The following is a 15,064-nucleotide window of genomic DNA, read 5'->3' as shown; positions in this document are numbered from 1 at the left end:
AACCAGATCAACGGTTAACATCAGGAAATCAGTATGACATCGGACGATCTGACACCGTCTACGCATGCCATCCCGGCTGAATTTGATGACGCGATCGTATGGGCTGCCTGGCTTTATTATGAAGACCAGCTCACCCAGAACGATATCGCGAAGAAGATGGGCGTTTCGCGCGCGACCATCGTCAATTACCTGCAGGAAGCACGGCAGCGGGGCGTGGTGCGGATTCTGATGAATTCGGAGATACTCACCCGAACCGAGATCGCCCAAAAACTCGCAACCCGGTATGGTTTGGACGAGGTCCTAGTCATTCCCAGCGAAAAAGCAGCCTCCCCAGAAGCACGACTTCAGGCGCTGGGAACCGGCGGCGCACGCCTCATTGAACGTATGGTCAAACCGGGCGATACGATCTGCGTGTCCTGGGGGCGAACCGTTCTGGCAATCGCAGATGCGATCTCGCTGCCTCGCCCCATCGAAGGATTGACCGTCGTTCAGGTAACGGGCTCGTCGATGGGCAAACGTGAATTTGCTGCAGAGCTTTGCACCTCGATCATGGCCCGCAATGTCGGCGCAACCAGCGTAAACATGCTGGCTCCAGCGATTTTGAGCAGTGCTGGCTTGCGCGACGCATTGATGGGCGAACCTGCGCTTAAACGGCAATTTGAACTGATTGCTCAGTCAGACATGATTGTCTTTGGCGTTGGCGGACTATCATCAGAAAGCACGATGCGCATTGCCGATGTCACCAGCGACGAAGAAATCGACGCCTATGCCAAGGATGGTGCGGTCGCGGTATTGATCTGTCGCTTCCTCGACAATGACGGCAAGCAGGTCATTCGTGAACTCGACAAGCGTGTCATCGGCATCGAGCTGGATGAATTGCATCGGGTTCCGCGCAGGCTTTGTGTGGCGGGTGGTTCGCGCAAGGTCGAAGCGATCCGCGCAGTTTTAACCGGCGGCTATGCAACTCACCTCGTTACCGATTTTGAAGCAGCAGAACTGCTGCTCGCGCAATAAAGCAAAAAGCGGCGGGTCGTTTTAATAACCCGCCGCAGTTTTAATTACTGCTTGATTGGCGCAGTATTCATGAAATTCAGTGTATCCTCAAACGAACGGATACCGGCATCTGAACCAAGTCCTGTGGCAACCAATGCTGCGGATGCCTGCGCAAAATTCAGTGCGGTTTTCACATCCATTTTGCGATGCAATGCCGTGATGAAACCTGCATCGAATGCATCTCCGCAACCTGTCGTATCAACCACTTCAATCTGGAATGCTGGCTGACGCAGAACCGCGCCAGTTGCATCCAAGAAGCATACACCATCACCACCAAGCGTGAAAACACAATGCTTCACGCCGCGTTCGATAAAGAAATGTCCCGCGCCTTCGACATCAGCCGCGCCCGAAATCTGCTTTGCTTCCTCAATAGATGGCATGAAATAATCAATATGTGGGAAAAGCGGAGAGATCAGATCGAGAGTACCATCATTGGCTCCCAAAAGATCAAAGGTTGTAATACGCCCACGCGCCTTGGCTTCGGCCAGCAATTTACGGCTTGGTTCACCATCAAGTTTTGCCAACAGACCGGTTCCGCCCAAATGAATGATTGGTGGTGCCAGAACTGCATCGAGCGCGCTGTCAGCAATTTCAAAATGATCTGACGCGCCGCGTGCATGAAGTGCCGGGCGATCACCGTTGCGACGGATATTGAGAATAGTCGAAGATGTAGGAACGCCTTTCAGACGCTGCATCTGCGCAACGTCTACGCCAAAGCGCTGCAAAGTCGCCAGTACGAAATCAGCTTTCTCATCGTCCCCCACGGCCCCAACCGCAAGGCAGTTTAGACCAAGCTTCGCCAGATCGACAACTGTTCCGCCAGCGGTTCCCGCAACTGTCAGCCGGATTTCATCAATAAACTCGACATTGCCGCCCGGTGGAATTGCATCAACCGGACGCCCTAGTACGTCGAGAATATAAAGCCCGATAACGGACACATCGTGAGACATGAGATCCTCCCAGATTTCAGTTGGGAGCAGTCTGTGTAAACAACACAGACTGCCCAACAATATTCAATTTCAATAGTTGATGGTTTTGCTCATCAGGCTTGCTTCAAGTCCTGTCACGCAACGCGAAGATCGTGCCAGCAAGCAGGATGAAAGCCCCAACGATTGCCAGCTGCAGCGTGCTTGGAATGCCCACAAAGATCAGGACGTTACTGACAAGCGTTATCAACAAAACGCCCAGCAATGTCCCTATAACCGATCCTGAACCGCCGGTGATACGCGCTCCGCCAAGGACCACCGCTGCAATAATTTCAAGCTCCATCCCCGCAAGGTCGAAAGGATTGGCAAGACGATTGCTGGAGACGTGAACCACACCCGCAATACCCGCCAGCAAACCTGCATAGGCAAAGACAAAAATACGGACACGGAAAAGGTTGATCCCAAGTCGCTCGGCGATGGATGGATTACCACCAACCGCGAAAATAGCGCGTCCCATCAATGTGCGTTCAAGGATAAACCACGTCACGAAAGCTGCGACCACCAAAACCAGCACAGTGGCCGGCAGAACGGATACGACGCCGTTCGACGCGCGATGCGTGAACAGCGACGCCTTACCGAACGCGTCCATGGCGGCCGGAATATTCATGAAAAGTGCAGTGCCGACGAAGGTCAGAAGGAAGCTTCGGATCACATACTGCGTGCCGGTCGTGACGATCAGCGAAGGCGCTTGCAGCTTTTGCACGAGAAAACCATTGAGCGCACCAAAGCAGGCACCGCCGAGAGCAGCCAGCACCAGAATGAGAGCCATCGGCATTTCTGGAAACAGGTTCGTCACCAACATTGTCAGCGCATACATGACAAAAGCGGCAATAGCTGTAAACGAGACGTCGATACCACCTGATGCGAGAACGACGAGCACCCCCATCGCAAACAAACCGCGCACGACGGATGCACGCAGGATATCAACCAGATTGCTCATCTGCAGGAAATCAGGGTTGGCCGCGATAACCACAAAACAAGTAATGACTGTCAGCAGAAGCGTAAACAGTTCCGGTCTGGCGCCCATCAAGTCCCAAAGCCGGAGCAGTATGCCGCGCTCTTTCGCGCTGGCCTTTTCTACCGATACTATGTCGGTCATTGCGCGATCTCCTTTGCAGTGCTGGCCATGGATGCATAGATCGCGTCTTCGGTCAGTCCATCGGCATTGTGTGCGGCAACGATACGTCCCTGCCGCATGACGAGAATGCGGTCGCAGTTCTGCAAGAGTTCAGGCAGATCGTCGCTGATAATGATGACGCCCATTCCATCGTCAGCAAGACGCTGGATGATGCGGAAGATTGTATCCTTGGAACCGACATCGACGCCAACCGTCGGACCATGCAGGATCAGAAGCTGCGGATTGATGGTCAACCAGCGCCCAATCAGAACACGTTGCTGATTGCCACCGGATAGAGATTGAACCGGGATCGTGACATCAGGTGCAACAATCTGAAGATCGGCGACGCTATCTTCCGCAACCTTTCTGGCACGTCTGCCACTGATCATGCCCAGCGCATTGCGCAAACGATCAAGAACCGGAAGCGTTATATTGTCCTGAATAGGCTTTTCCAGAAACAGACCTTCCGTAAGCCGATCTTCCGGAACATAGCCAATGCCAAAGCGGATCGCGTCAGCTGCCGATTGTGGCGCGATTTCTTCGCCGTTCAACCGGATTTTGCCAGAGCTTGCCGGCACAACACCAGCAAGCGCCAGCGCCAGTTCATTGCGACCTGAGTCAAGCAGACCAGTTACGCCAAGGATTTCGCCCTTCTTCAACGAAAGCGAAACGGATTCAAAATTCTGTCCGTCACCTAGATGTTCGACGTCCAGCATCACATTGCCCAGTTTGGGGTCGGTGCGATATCGGGTTTCACTGATTTCGCGACCCGTCATCCAATGGCTGAACTCAGCCTTCGTATGTGTTGCTACATCAAGTTCAGCGACTTTCAGGCCATCACGCATGATGATTGCACGACCGCCGAGTGACTTGCACTCATCAAGCTTATGCGTGACGAAAAGGACAGCAACGCCTTTGCTAAGCAGCTTTTCGACAACGCGCAGAAGATTGACAACCTCCTGTCGCGTCAGTGAGGTCGTCGGTTCATCCATGATAACCAGACGTGCCTCGGAAGCAACCGCGCGTGCGATTGCAATAAGCTGCCGCGTAGCAAGCGGCAATGTATCTGTTCTGCGTTTCAGGAAGGCGTTATCGGTTGGAAGATGCACTTCCGCCAGAGCACGGCGCGCTGTTTCATTCAGTGCCGAAACATCGAGCCTACGCGCAAGTTTCCCGGACGCTTCGACGAGCTGCTCGGTGAAGGCGACATTCTCGGCAACCGAAAGGTTCGGCAATAGCGACAGGTCTTGATAAACCGTCTCAATACCTGCGCGTAAAGAACCGATGGCACCAATGTCGCCTGCGCGGGCGCCTGTTGGTTCGCCGTCGATATAAATCTGCCCCTCATCGGCAGGCTGCGCGCCGGAGAGGATTTTGATCAATGTGCTTTTGCCACAGCCATTTTCACCCATCAGGTGATAAATTTGGCCCGCTTCGATAACAAGGCTTACTTCCTTGAGTGCCTTGACGCCGCCAAAGGATTTCTTGACGCTTCTGATCTCAAGAAATGGCGGTGTTGATGCAGGTGTTGAATCTGTAGCGTGCATGGAAATTTCCTGAAACTCTCAGACACTTCTGCGCCGTGCATTTTCTCAAGGCGCGAACTGGTTGGGTGCGATACCGCAGTTCCGGGGCTGCTGTGGTGCTACAGCCCCGGAATATTATCGGACAGGCGCAGTGCTTCTTAGAACGGGAAGTTCTTGTAGTTGGACTTGTCCACGTCTACCCATGCCTGACCCTGCATGATGACGCCCTTGCCCGGTCCCTTAATCACCGTCATCTTCTCATAGCCAGGAACGCCAAGGTCCATACCGTCCTTGATTTCCTCACCCTTGAGAACCAGATCAGCGACCTTGTTCATGACATAGCCCGCGTCTTTCGGATCCCAGAAGAAGATCTGATCGACGGCACCGCTTTCGAGATATGGGCCGGTATCCTTTGGCAGACCAAGACCATAAACGCAGGTCTTGTCCTGCAAACCAGCTTCTTCAACAGCGCGGCCGATACCAATCACATCGATAGCCGATGAGCCCTGGAAGCCTTTGATATCCGGGTATTTACGCAGGATTTCTTTAGCCTTTTCATAGGCTTTGTTGGCATCGTTGAAGGATTCATTCTTCTCGGCAACAAGTTCCATATCTGGATACTGTTTTGCGTTGGCAGCACCTGCATCAACCCACTGATTATGCGTAAGGCTTCCGAGCGAACCTACGAATGAAGTCCATTTGCCAGACTTACCCATGCAATTTGCGAGCGCTTCATTGATACGCGTTCCGAATGCCTTGTTGTCGAAAGCTTCGATGTCGACATCGACATTGGTCAGGCTGTCACCTTCGTGTGCGATGACCTTGATGCCACGCTGGGCAGCACGACGCAGCACGCCTTCAAGTGCCGATGGGTCCATCGGTACAACGGCAATTGCAGACACGTTTTTTGCAACGAGATCTTCAAGAATACGAGCCTGCTGTGCAGCATCTGCCTTTGCCGGCCCGACCTGGCTTGCGCTGACATCGGCATTGTCTTTGCCAAAGGCATCGACGCCTTCGTTCATACGTGTGAACCAGTTTTCACCGGTTACCTTCACGACAGTGACGATGGTTGGCTTGTCCTGTGCAACGGCAATACCGGCCATCGCAACACCTGCGAGCATTGTGCAAGCAGCCAGTTTGGAAATTATACGCATGCTTCTCCTCCAATTATAATGATGCTTATTGTTGAGTTTCATTCCTGATGAGCAGCAAAGTTCCTCCCGCTGGACATCAGGGAATTGGTTATCTTCTTAGTCGCAACCAGTAGCCCAGATGCACGCGTGCCGAAGCTAGCAGCACCAGAAGCAGCACACCCCAGGCAAGGTCGCGGAAGAAATTGGAAATGTTCATGAAGTTGAACAGGCTCGAGAGAATCTGCAGTGCTGTTGCGGCCAGCAGCACGCAAAGAACCTTACCGTAGCCACCTTCCGGTTTAACGCCGCCGAGCACTGCGATAAGAATAGCGATCAGCACATAAGAGCCGCCGTAATCCCACTTCACGGACGAATTGCGTGCTGCAATGATGATACCCGCGATTGCGGCCAGTACGCCGCAGATCGTGTAGGTAATAAGCAGCATACGCTTTTCGTTGATGCCGCCATAACGCGCGGCTTTTGAATTGCTGCCCATCAGCATCAGCTTCACGCCGAATGGCGTGTATTTCAGAAGAAAAGCCAGAAGAGCAGCAATTGCGAGAAACAGAGCAAAGCACATTGGAATGCTTAACACCGGCATGTTGCCGAAATTATCCAGCGGCTCGATATAGCCAAGGCTTATCGCAGAACCATTGGTCAGGAAGACTGCTACACCCGTGAAAACCAGCTGTGTGCCAAGGGTCGCAATCAGCGGCGTAAGCCGTGCATAGGCGATCATGATGCCGTTGATGAAGCCGCCAACGAGGCCGACTGCCAGTGCCAAACCGGCAAAAGTCCAAGAAAACAGAAGCGGTGCATCGGCGACCGGAATAAGGTTTCGGGTCAACAGGAAAGCAACAATGCCCGCAAGATTGGCAAGCGCGATGCCCGAAAGATCAATGCCACCGTTTCCCGAGATCATGGCGAGCATAACACCCAGCGCAAGCAGACCAAGCTCAGGCACCTGAGCGGCCATGGACTGCAGATTATAGCTATCCATGAAATTGGCGCCGGCAAAAGCCGCGCCAGCAGCCAGAACTGCGCAATTGATCAAAAGCAGAAATAGAGTCTGCCTATCCACGCCATACGATGACACGTCGTCTCCTCCCGGTATTCAGGGGCTCCCACCCCTTAAATGAGCCAGCAATCCATTAGACTTTCGGCCTGAATGATTTATGCCACCTCGCACTGACATTTGTCAGCCTATGTTGTCGCTTGTCAACACATTTTGTTTTTGGTCTTTCAAAAGCCCGGATTCTCGGCTTTTCTGGCCCATTCATTCTGGTCCAGCAGAGCCTTCCTCCTAAGCTCAACTTCAACGTTAATCAAAATTCTTACATTTGTCGATTGTCTATCGAAAAATGTAAGAATTTTGAGGTGCGTAATTACACTTTCGGAGAAACATCTCAATCAAAGGCTTCAAATTTCCGGCCACTTCTAGACAATTGGATGCCGTTTTTATCCGTCAAAACGACGCAATAAGCCGATCCGTTGGCGCGGGAAATCTAGCCGCGCAGCAAAGACGGTTAAAGACACCATTAAGAAGGGTGGCGGTTATTTTCTCTGTATCTTCGTGACGGGATTACTTTCGCCAAGGGCGCGTTTCACAGCGGCACGCGCCGAAGCCAGATCCGGCATAACCCAGTTCGGCTCGCTGCCAAGAAACTTATCGAGAAACGCGATCGCATAGCCTGGCATTTCCGAGACATTTTCTTTGTAAGACCACCATGTCCGAAGCTCATCGGCACATTGGTCGATATCCGGCACCGTGCCAAACTCCTGCTCCTGCACAGCGGCAATCGCACAGATGCAGTAGTTGGTGCAGAGGAAACCTTCCGGCCAGAAGCTGATGATCTCGTAAAGGCGGGCAGAATCGCCTGTGGCATGTTTCGGCGGTGAAACGACCTTCGCTGGCGACAAACGGATCAACTCGCGCAACACAAGACCTGCTGCAAAAGTGATGAAATCCTTGCGGTCCACCTTGGCAAACCGCTTGTTTTGATTGACCAGCTCTACCCAGTTCAGAAACGCCTCGGTGAGCTTCTTTTCATCGATGTCGTATTCAACACCATAGAGCTCATGCAACAGACCGGCATGTTTGCGAAATGTCGCCCTGAACCAGCGCAGCTGGCGCAGTCGATGGCGCAAATCAGGCATTGATGCCATTTGTTCTCTGAGTAGCAAGTCCATGTTGCGAGCGACCTCCCGTTTGCAAATGACATTATTCGAAACCGATAGAAATGTCAGTCTTCATTCGTCTTCGATTATCGGTAAAATTATACATATTGACATTCAAGAAGACAAATGTTCTCTAATTGATGAAAGACGAACCCGGAAAATATCCTGTTCGTCCTTCGTGGGAGGAGATCAAAAATGGCTATCTGGCAATGGGCTTTGCTGGCGCTTGCTTTGCTGTGGGGCTTTCAGTCGCTGGGCGTCTGGTTCCAGATGCGCCACTATTCCGATGTGATGAAGGGCATCACTTCGAAATATTCTGACGGTTTTGTTGGTGCTGGGCATATTCGGGGACGCTTCGGCAAAGGCGTCATCGTGTTGATCGTCGTAGACCGCAACTTGGTGGTGCGACGCTTCCTGCAAATGAGCGGACGGACGGTTTTTGCACAATTCAGCCGCCGCGAAGGCTTCGAGGGAATGCGCCTCAGCGAATTGCAGGACAATCCCGCAATTGGAGAAGGAACGCCTGAAGTGGTGGCTGCTGCCAAACAGGCGATGGAGCAGATCGGTCGCATAAGAGATCAATCCGATGGGATCGAGCTCGAAGGTCTGAAGGCAGTGGGAGCATAGGAGTTGCTTGCCTGAAACAAGCAATCGAGGAGGAACAATGTCGATAGTGACGATGTTGGCACAACATGCCGACACAACGATGCAAACAATACATATGGCTGGCAGCATGATTTCCGATGCCGCCCTGCACGGCAAACACGCCGCAGAGCACGCAGGAAATGACTTACTACAGCTTGCACAAGCGACCACCACCGCGCCGGGCGATGCTGGCAGCGGCGGAATTACCGTCGATCAGTTCAAAGAACGACTTCAGAACGTCCAGCAGGAAGAACAGCTTGGCTGGCTTGCCTCTATTGGCAAGCACTTCATTGGCGTCTTTCAGAAAGGTGGCGAAGTTTTCGCCGGATTTGTAACTGGTATCATCCCGACACTCGTCGTGCTGATGACAGCGTTTTACGCCGTAACTGAGCTGGTCGGTGAAAAGCGCGTCCATGGCCTCGCACGCAGCGCCGGACGTATCGCGCTTACCCGCTACACGGTTCTGCCAGTGCTCGCGGTCTTCTTCCTGACCAACCCAATGGCTTATACATTCGGTTCATTCCTGGACGAAAAATACAAGCCTGCTTTCTATGACGCGGCTGTGTCCTACGTCCATCCTCCGCTGGGTCTCTTCCCGCATATCAATCCGGGCGAGTACTTTGTCTGGGGCGGCGTGCTCGTTGCACTTCTCGAACTTGAGAAGAAGGGCGCGGTTCCAACAGGCTATCACATCAACGTCGCCATCTGGTACGCCATCGTTGGTCTCGTCGTGATCCTCCTTAAAGGCATACTCACAGAACGCATCACCGCCATCATGGCGCGGCGTCAGGGCATTGAGCTTTAAGCGGGAATTGGGGAGGACGACATGGTAAAGACCTATAAGGCAGTTAAGATTTCCCGCGGCTCAAATGGCTGGGGCGGCCCGCTGGTCATTCAGCCAACCGAGCAGCGTAATAAGGTGGTTTCGGTCACTGGCGGTGGCATCCATCCACTTGCACGCCAGATTGCTGAGCTGACCGGCGCGGAAGCCGTTGACGGTTTCCGCTCACCACCAATCGAAAGCGAAATGGCCGTTGTGGTTGTCGATTGCGGGGGCACAGCCCGTTGCGGCGTCTATCCACGCAAGCGCATTCCAACGGTGAACATTACACCGGTTGGACAATCCGGGCCTCTCGCACAATTCATCACCGAGGATATTTATGTTTCAGGTGTGAAGCCAGAGAATATTGTTCCAGCTGATGGTTCGGCCGCCGCAGCTCCTGCTGCAGCAGCCGCAGAAGAAGAGGCGCCTGCGCCGGTAGAACTGCCAAGCGAAGGCGGTATTGTCGGCCTCATCAGCAGCATTGGTCGCGTGATGGGTCGTGTGGTTGGTATCTTCTTCCAGGCTGGTCGCCGCACAATTGATCAGGTTATCCGTAACGTTTTGCCATTCATGGCTTTCGTAACGATGCTGATCGGCCTGATCCTCTACACAGGTATCGGTGACATCCTTGCTCAGCCGCTCGGACCGCTTGCCAATAACATTGTTGGTTTGCTGGTGCTTTCTGCAATCTGCGGCCTACCGTTCCTTTCGCCAATCCTCGGACCAGGTGCGGTTATTGCGCAGGTTGTTGGCGTGGCAATCATCGGGCCACAGATCGCAAACGGCACAATCGCCCCGGCGATGGCCCTGCCAGCACTGTTTGCCTACAACACACAGGTCGGTTGCGACTTCGTGCCGGTTGGTCTGGCACTTGGAGAAGCGAAGCCGAAGACCATTGAAATTGGTGTTCCGGCAGTTTTGATCAGTCGTCAGATCATGGGGCCACTTTCGGTTCTGATCGCATGGCTCGTCAGCCTCGCAGTGCTTTAAAACTCTGAGCCTGCCGCGGCAGAAGCGGCGGCAGGCAATTTCCCAAACATTTACAATATCGATGTTCCTCATCGACTTTTGCGGGCATCGAACGACCAAACCAAGAAAGGACCGCCTCTATGTCGATACATCTGAAAACGCGGATCACCGCGATCGGCCCGGAAGTAGCGGATCTCGCCGAAGGCGGCGTTCTCATCCTGTTTGCTGACGGCTCGCCACCTGAACTGGCAGAAGTATCTGTTCTTCACGTCGTGGAAGAAGGTCCTGAAGCATCTGCTCCCGCTATTGGAGCAAAGATCACCATTGGTTCTCTCAAAGCAGAGATTACTGCCGTTGGCGAAAGCGCCTGGCAGAAGGTGCGCGAAATCGGGCACGTCGTTATTTCGTTCACGGGTGCGAATTCAACTGATCGCCCCGGTGAAATCTGTGCCAGCGAAATAGCAGGTGAAGACCTTGTCGCTGCTCTCAAAGAAGGGCAGATTATCACCATCGACGGCTAGAAACTGGCGATCTCTGGAATAATAATTGCGTGTTAAAACAGACAATTGAGATGATTTTTACGTCATGGATGTGAAATCGTTCAATTGTCGATTTGAGGCTTACATAAATGGAACGCTCGACTATCGTCCGGGTGCATGAAGGGCTGCATGCACGCCCTGCAACTCGCTTTGTTAAACTGGCCAAAGGCTTTGAGAGTGACATCGAAATTGCCAAGGCCGGAAAAAGCGTAAGTGCCAAAAGCTCCGTCAAGCTGATGCTGCTTGGCGTAAAAGAGCTCGATGAAGTGACCGTTCGTGCTGATGGGGCAGATGCTATTGAAGCCATTGAAGCTTTGATAGGCTATCTGGAGAACCCCCAGGCTGGCCTTGAAGAAACTACAATCCCGACAACTCCAACTCCTGAGACTACGCCTAAAGCTGAAGTCACCCCGCAGCCTGCAATCTCGATCAAGCTTCCTGCTGGTCAGATAAAGGGCGTGGGGGCCAGCGAAGGCATCTCTTTGGGAACAGCTTTTCCGTTCTTTCCTGAAGAGATCAAACCTTCGGGTCGAAAACTTGCAGCAACTGAAATAGACGCCGAAATTGCCCATTTCAAATCTGCAATCGCGACAGTGCAGCAGCGCATGGATGCTTCCCTCTCCAGCGGTAATCTCGCTGACGCAGATAGGGGCATCATCGCCGCATTAAAAGATATTGCTGCGGATGATAGCCTGACCGACGAAGCGCTTGGACTTATTCGGGGCGGTCTTGATGCAATTTCGGCCATGCTCGCTGCTGCTTCAACTGTGGCCGGCCAATTTGCAGCACTTGATGACCCGTATCTCAACGCACGCGCGGATGATGTACACGCTGTCAGCCGCCAGATTTGTCTGGCGCTGCTTGGCAAGGAAGACATCAATCTGGAAGGTCTGCCGGAAGGCTCAGTACTTATTGCCGAAGACATCGGCGCTTGGGATCTGGCGCGCGCGCCGCTCAAGAAGATCAAAGGGGTTGTCTGCGGCCATGGCGGCGCAACATCGCATGTCGCCATCATCGCCCGCACGCACGGTATTCCGGCGGTTCTTGGCCTCGGAAGTGCAGTTCAACAGCTCAAGAATGCGAAAACCGTAGCAGTGGATGGAAGTTTCGGCATCGTTCATGCCGATCCGGATATAGCCACCCGCGACGAAATCGAAGCGCGCATTTCCAAAGCGCTACAGGAAAAGCAGGCGCTGGATGCCTACCGCTCCATCACGCCGCGTCGCGCTGATGGAACAATCATCGAAGTGGCAGCCAATATGGGTGCGCTGGAAGAAATCGATGTTGCCCTCGAAGCCGGTGCGATGGGTGTCGGACTTTTCCGCACCGAACTTCTGTTCATGAAGCACATTCACCTGCCTTCAGAAGATATGCAGACAGAAACCTATACGGCACTTCTGAAAGCTTTCGCACCAAACTCCGTAATCGTTCGCACGTTGGATATTGGTGGTGACAAGCCGATTGCGGGGATTGAGTTTCCCGAGGAAGAAAACCCTTTCCTTGGCTGGCGCGGCATTCGTATGTGTCTGGACCGCCCGGATGTATTCAAACCGCAATTGCGAGCGCTGTTGCGTTCAGCGGTTAACGGCAATCTCAAAGTGATGTTGCCCATGGTTTCGGATGTTGAAGAAATTCGTGCAACCAGACGCCTGATCGCGGAATGCATCACTGAGCTTAAAACCGAAGGCAAAGCATTTGCAGAGTTTGACCTGGGCGTAATGATCGAGACTCCTGCGGCAGTTTTCGCTGCCCGAGAGCTCGCAAAAGAAGCTGCTTTCTTCTCCATCGGCACCAATGATCTAACACAGTATGTGATGGCTGCGGATCGGCTCAATCCAACCGTTGCGAAGCTCAATGATGTCAGTCATCCGGCTGTAATGGCTGCAATCGAGATGACCGCGAAAGCGGGAACGGAAGCAGGCATCATGGTCGGCATGTGCGGTGAAGCAGCTGGTAAGCCCGAGCTCATCGGCGAATTCATTCGTATGGGATTGACCGAACTCAGCATGAGTCCGGCTTCAATTCCCCGTGCAAAAAAGCATATCGCAGATATGTTTAGCAGCTAAATTTGACCTGCAAGCACTTATAAGATGCCCGGATATCGCTGTCCGGGCTTTTATTTTAAGGAAGATGAGCAATCAAAGTCTGGAACAGTATTTCGAGCTGAGCCTCATCGCGGTCTTCTGCAGCCTGCATGAGACGATCATGGCGTACATCCAGCGCCAGAATGGCGCTTTCCAAAGGATCGACGCCTGCCAGATCTGCCGCTTTTGCTGTTGCCAGACCACAAGCGATACCAACAGCCGCAAAGCACGTTGTTTCAAATCTACGCAGCGCCTGCGGGTCGCAATGACCATCCATCGAGATAAATCGTACTGGTCTTTCTTCAAGCAGCTCCAAAAACATAGCCGCGACAGCTTTGGCCGTTGCTGCAATCTTCGTATCACCAGCTTCTGATGAAAAAACGCTCTTCAACAACGAGCCATGCTTTTGCATCATTCTGGCGTGGACCGTGACAAATGTGGCTTCCTGAATCAGCACGTTCTGCAACTGATGACGACGGAGCACGTCTTTTGTGAGGTAATACATATCCTTACGAAAAGCGCGTGCGCCCTCCGCACCAGCGCCGAAATAAACCGACAGGCTTTTCACATGCGGCGCGCTGTTGTGCACATTTGGATTAGACGAAATCAGCGAAATCGAAATTGTTTCAGCCGTTGTCAGCGCCTTATCCATCACGCTTGCGGCGTGTCCCAGCAGCAATTCCGGCGACACGATTTCTCCTGGACGTGTCGCTGATTGTTCGACCTGCAAACTTTCATGACGATTGCGACGAATCATGTATCGAACCTCCCGCAGGCGGTCCTTCAGATTGACAGCAATTTCTTCCGAAAGAATGCGTAACATGTTCATTTTCCTCAACTGCAGCGCCATCGTAACAGGATGAACCAAGCACATGAATTATTGTTTGCCTTCGCGTGGAAAAGCAATAGTTTCGGTGTAAGAACACTACTTCTATAATGTAATAATACGCCAATAATTTGAGGGACAGTTTTGAAAAAAGCCGGCAAGAAGACGCAGAAAAATCCGGAAGCGGCAGACCTCATCATTGGATCGGAAGGTGTGGCTGCGGAAAACCGTACAAGCCGACTGCGAACCCGCGCTGCGTGGATGTATTACGTCGAACAAATGACCCAAAATGACATAGCGGAAGCGCTGGGTGTCGGCCGTGTCACTATCGTTCGCCTTCTTGCTGATGCGCGCGCTCGCAATGAAGTAAAAATTACGATCGAAGGCAAGCTCGCAAGTCTGACATCATTGGAAGTTGAGCTTGAGAAAACCTTCGGGCTTGAGCGCGCCATTGTCGCGCCCCTCTCGTCGGCTGACATTGATCCAATACCACCGATCAGCGCGGCAACCGGCGCATATCTTTCGGAAAAAGTGCAGCACGGCATGACAATCGGCGTGGGCTGGGGCCGCACACTTTCCAGTACCCTGCAACATATCGGTGCCCGCCCGCTCAATGATCTCAAGGTAATTTCTTTGCTTGGCGGCATCGTGCAACCGCGTCGTTCAAACCCACCGGAATTTGCGTGGCAGTTTGCGCAGATTTTTCAGGGTGAAGGCTATCTGATCCCCGCCCCTGCTCTGGTCGACAGCAAAGAAACGCGGATCGCACTTATCGAGCGTTGTGGGCTGAATACCGTGTTGGACATGGCCGAAGAACTCGATATGGTTTTGCTCAGCGTTGGCGATATTCAGACTGCGAGTAGCACGTCATATCGCGTGGGCCTGATCGACGAGGCGCAGAAACTGTCGCTGATAGAGAACGGTGCCGTCGGCGACGTGCTGTTTCACTTCTACGATATAAATGGCAAGATCGTTGATGATCCAGTGCATGACCGTGTCATGTCGGCCAAAATTGAGAGCCTTCAGAAAACGCCGCAACGTATTCTTACATCAGGTGGCAAAGAAAAAATCGCAGCTCTGCTTGGCGCAGTGGAGCTTCTGAAGCCAACTGTTCTCATCACTGATGAGGAAAGTGCTGCTGAGATGCTCAGAGCGCAATCCAATTAAATGCAAAAAGCACAT

At 52.8% G+C, this 15,064-nt stretch carries 14 protein-coding genes; 7 read left to right on the top strand and 7 right to left on the bottom strand.

Features of this window, described 5'->3' with window-relative positions:
- Window positions 1–33: 33 nt before the first annotated feature.
- A complete protein-coding gene (locus RT142_RS05285; RefSeq protein WP_007878586.1) occupies window positions 34–1,014 on the top strand; it encodes a sugar-binding transcriptional regulator in 981 nt (326 codons plus the stop codon).
- Window positions 1,015–1,058: 44 nt separating this feature from the next.
- Here the strand turns inward: RT142_RS05285 and RT142_RS05280 are convergent, their stop codons facing one another.
- The 6 genes from RT142_RS05280 to RT142_RS05255 form a co-directional block, all read right to left on the bottom strand.
- Window positions 1,059–2,003, bottom strand: coding sequence for a carbohydrate kinase family protein (locus RT142_RS05280; RefSeq protein WP_007878581.1), 945 nt, complete (start codon window positions 2,001–2,003; stop codon window positions 1,059–1,061).
- Between the two features lie 103 nt (window positions 2,004–2,106).
- Window positions 2,107–3,138, bottom strand: coding sequence for an ABC transporter permease (locus tag RT142_RS05275; RefSeq protein WP_313027805.1), 1,032 nt, complete (start codon window positions 3,136–3,138; stop codon window positions 2,107–2,109).
- Complete coding sequence (locus tag RT142_RS05270) at window positions 3,135–4,703, bottom strand: sugar ABC transporter ATP-binding protein (RefSeq protein ID WP_112806058.1); 1,569 nt, start codon at window positions 4,701–4,703, stop codon at window positions 3,135–3,137. Before RT142_RS05270 ends, RT142_RS05275 begins: the two co-directional genes overlap by 4 nt.
- Window positions 4,704–4,840: 137 nt before the next feature.
- Entirely contained in the window at window positions 4,841–5,839 is a 999-nt protein-coding gene (locus RT142_RS05265) for an autoinducer 2 ABC transporter substrate-binding protein (protein WP_007878576.1), read from the bottom strand.
- Between the two features lie 88 nt (window positions 5,840–5,927).
- Window positions 5,928–6,914 carry an ABC transporter permease gene (locus RT142_RS05260; RefSeq protein WP_105519448.1) on the bottom strand — a complete coding sequence of 329 codons (987 nt, stop codon included), beginning with the start codon at window positions 6,912–6,914 and terminating at the stop codon, window positions 5,928–5,930.
- A 458-nt stretch (window positions 6,915–7,372) separates the two neighbouring features.
- Window positions 7,373–8,008: a hypothetical protein gene (locus RT142_RS05255; RefSeq protein WP_112806062.1), complete on the bottom strand. Its 636-nt coding sequence runs from the start codon at window positions 8,006–8,008 to the stop codon at window positions 7,373–7,375.
- Between the two features lie 183 nt (window positions 8,009–8,191).
- Between RT142_RS05255 and RT142_RS05250 the strand changes: the two genes are divergently transcribed.
- The 5 genes from RT142_RS05250 to ptsP all read left to right on the top strand — a co-directional run bounded on the left by RT142_RS05250 (window position 8,192) and on the right by ptsP (window position 13,038).
- Window positions 8,192–8,623 carry a transcriptional regulator GutM gene (locus RT142_RS05250; protein WP_064321575.1) on the top strand — a complete coding sequence of 144 codons (432 nt, stop codon included), beginning with the start codon at window positions 8,192–8,194 and terminating at the stop codon, window positions 8,621–8,623.
- Window positions 8,624–8,660: 37 nt separating this feature from the next.
- Complete coding sequence (locus RT142_RS05245) at window positions 8,661–9,446, top strand: PTS glucitol/sorbitol transporter subunit IIC (RefSeq protein WP_084479843.1); 786 nt, start codon at window positions 8,661–8,663, stop codon at window positions 9,444–9,446.
- Between the two features lie 21 nt (window positions 9,447–9,467).
- On the top strand, window positions 9,468–10,454 hold the full coding sequence (locus RT142_RS05240; RefSeq protein WP_079213027.1) for a PTS glucitol/sorbitol transporter subunit IIB: 987 nt from the start codon (window positions 9,468–9,470) through the stop codon (window positions 10,452–10,454).
- Window positions 10,455–10,573: 119 nt separating this feature from the next.
- Window positions 10,574–10,954, top strand: a complete 381-nt coding sequence (locus RT142_RS05235) for a PTS glucitol/sorbitol transporter subunit IIA (RefSeq protein WP_007878564.1) — start codon at window positions 10,574–10,576, stop codon at window positions 10,952–10,954.
- 107 nt (window positions 10,955–11,061) lie between these two features.
- Window positions 11,062–13,038, top strand: a complete 1,977-nt coding sequence (ptsP, locus tag RT142_RS05230) for a phosphoenolpyruvate--protein phosphotransferase (protein ID WP_105519446.1) — start codon at window positions 11,062–11,064, stop codon at window positions 13,036–13,038.
- A gap of 55 nt (window positions 13,039–13,093) precedes the next feature.
- Here the strand turns inward: ptsP and RT142_RS05225 are convergent, their stop codons facing one another.
- The gene (locus RT142_RS05225; RefSeq protein ID WP_112806064.1) at window positions 13,094–13,879 is read right to left on the bottom strand and encodes a hypothetical protein; all 786 of its coding nucleotides are present in this window, start codon (window positions 13,877–13,879) and stop codon (window positions 13,094–13,096) included.
- A gap of 147 nt (window positions 13,880–14,026) precedes the next feature.
- Here RT142_RS05225 and RT142_RS05220 point away from each other — a divergent pair, with 147 nt between their 5' ends.
- On the top strand, window positions 14,027–15,049 hold the full coding sequence (locus tag RT142_RS05220) for a sugar-binding transcriptional regulator (RefSeq protein WP_112806066.1): 1,023 nt from the start codon (window positions 14,027–14,029) through the stop codon (window positions 15,047–15,049).
- The last annotated feature ends 15 nt before the right edge of the window (window positions 15,050–15,064 follow it).

The organism is Brucella sp. (genome assembly GCF_032066345.1).
Classification (GTDB): domain Bacteria; phylum Pseudomonadota; class Alphaproteobacteria; order Rhizobiales; family Rhizobiaceae; genus Brucella; species Brucella pseudogrignonensis.
Note: the sequence above shows the minus strand (reverse complement) of the source record. Positions and strands in the feature narration are given on the sequence as shown.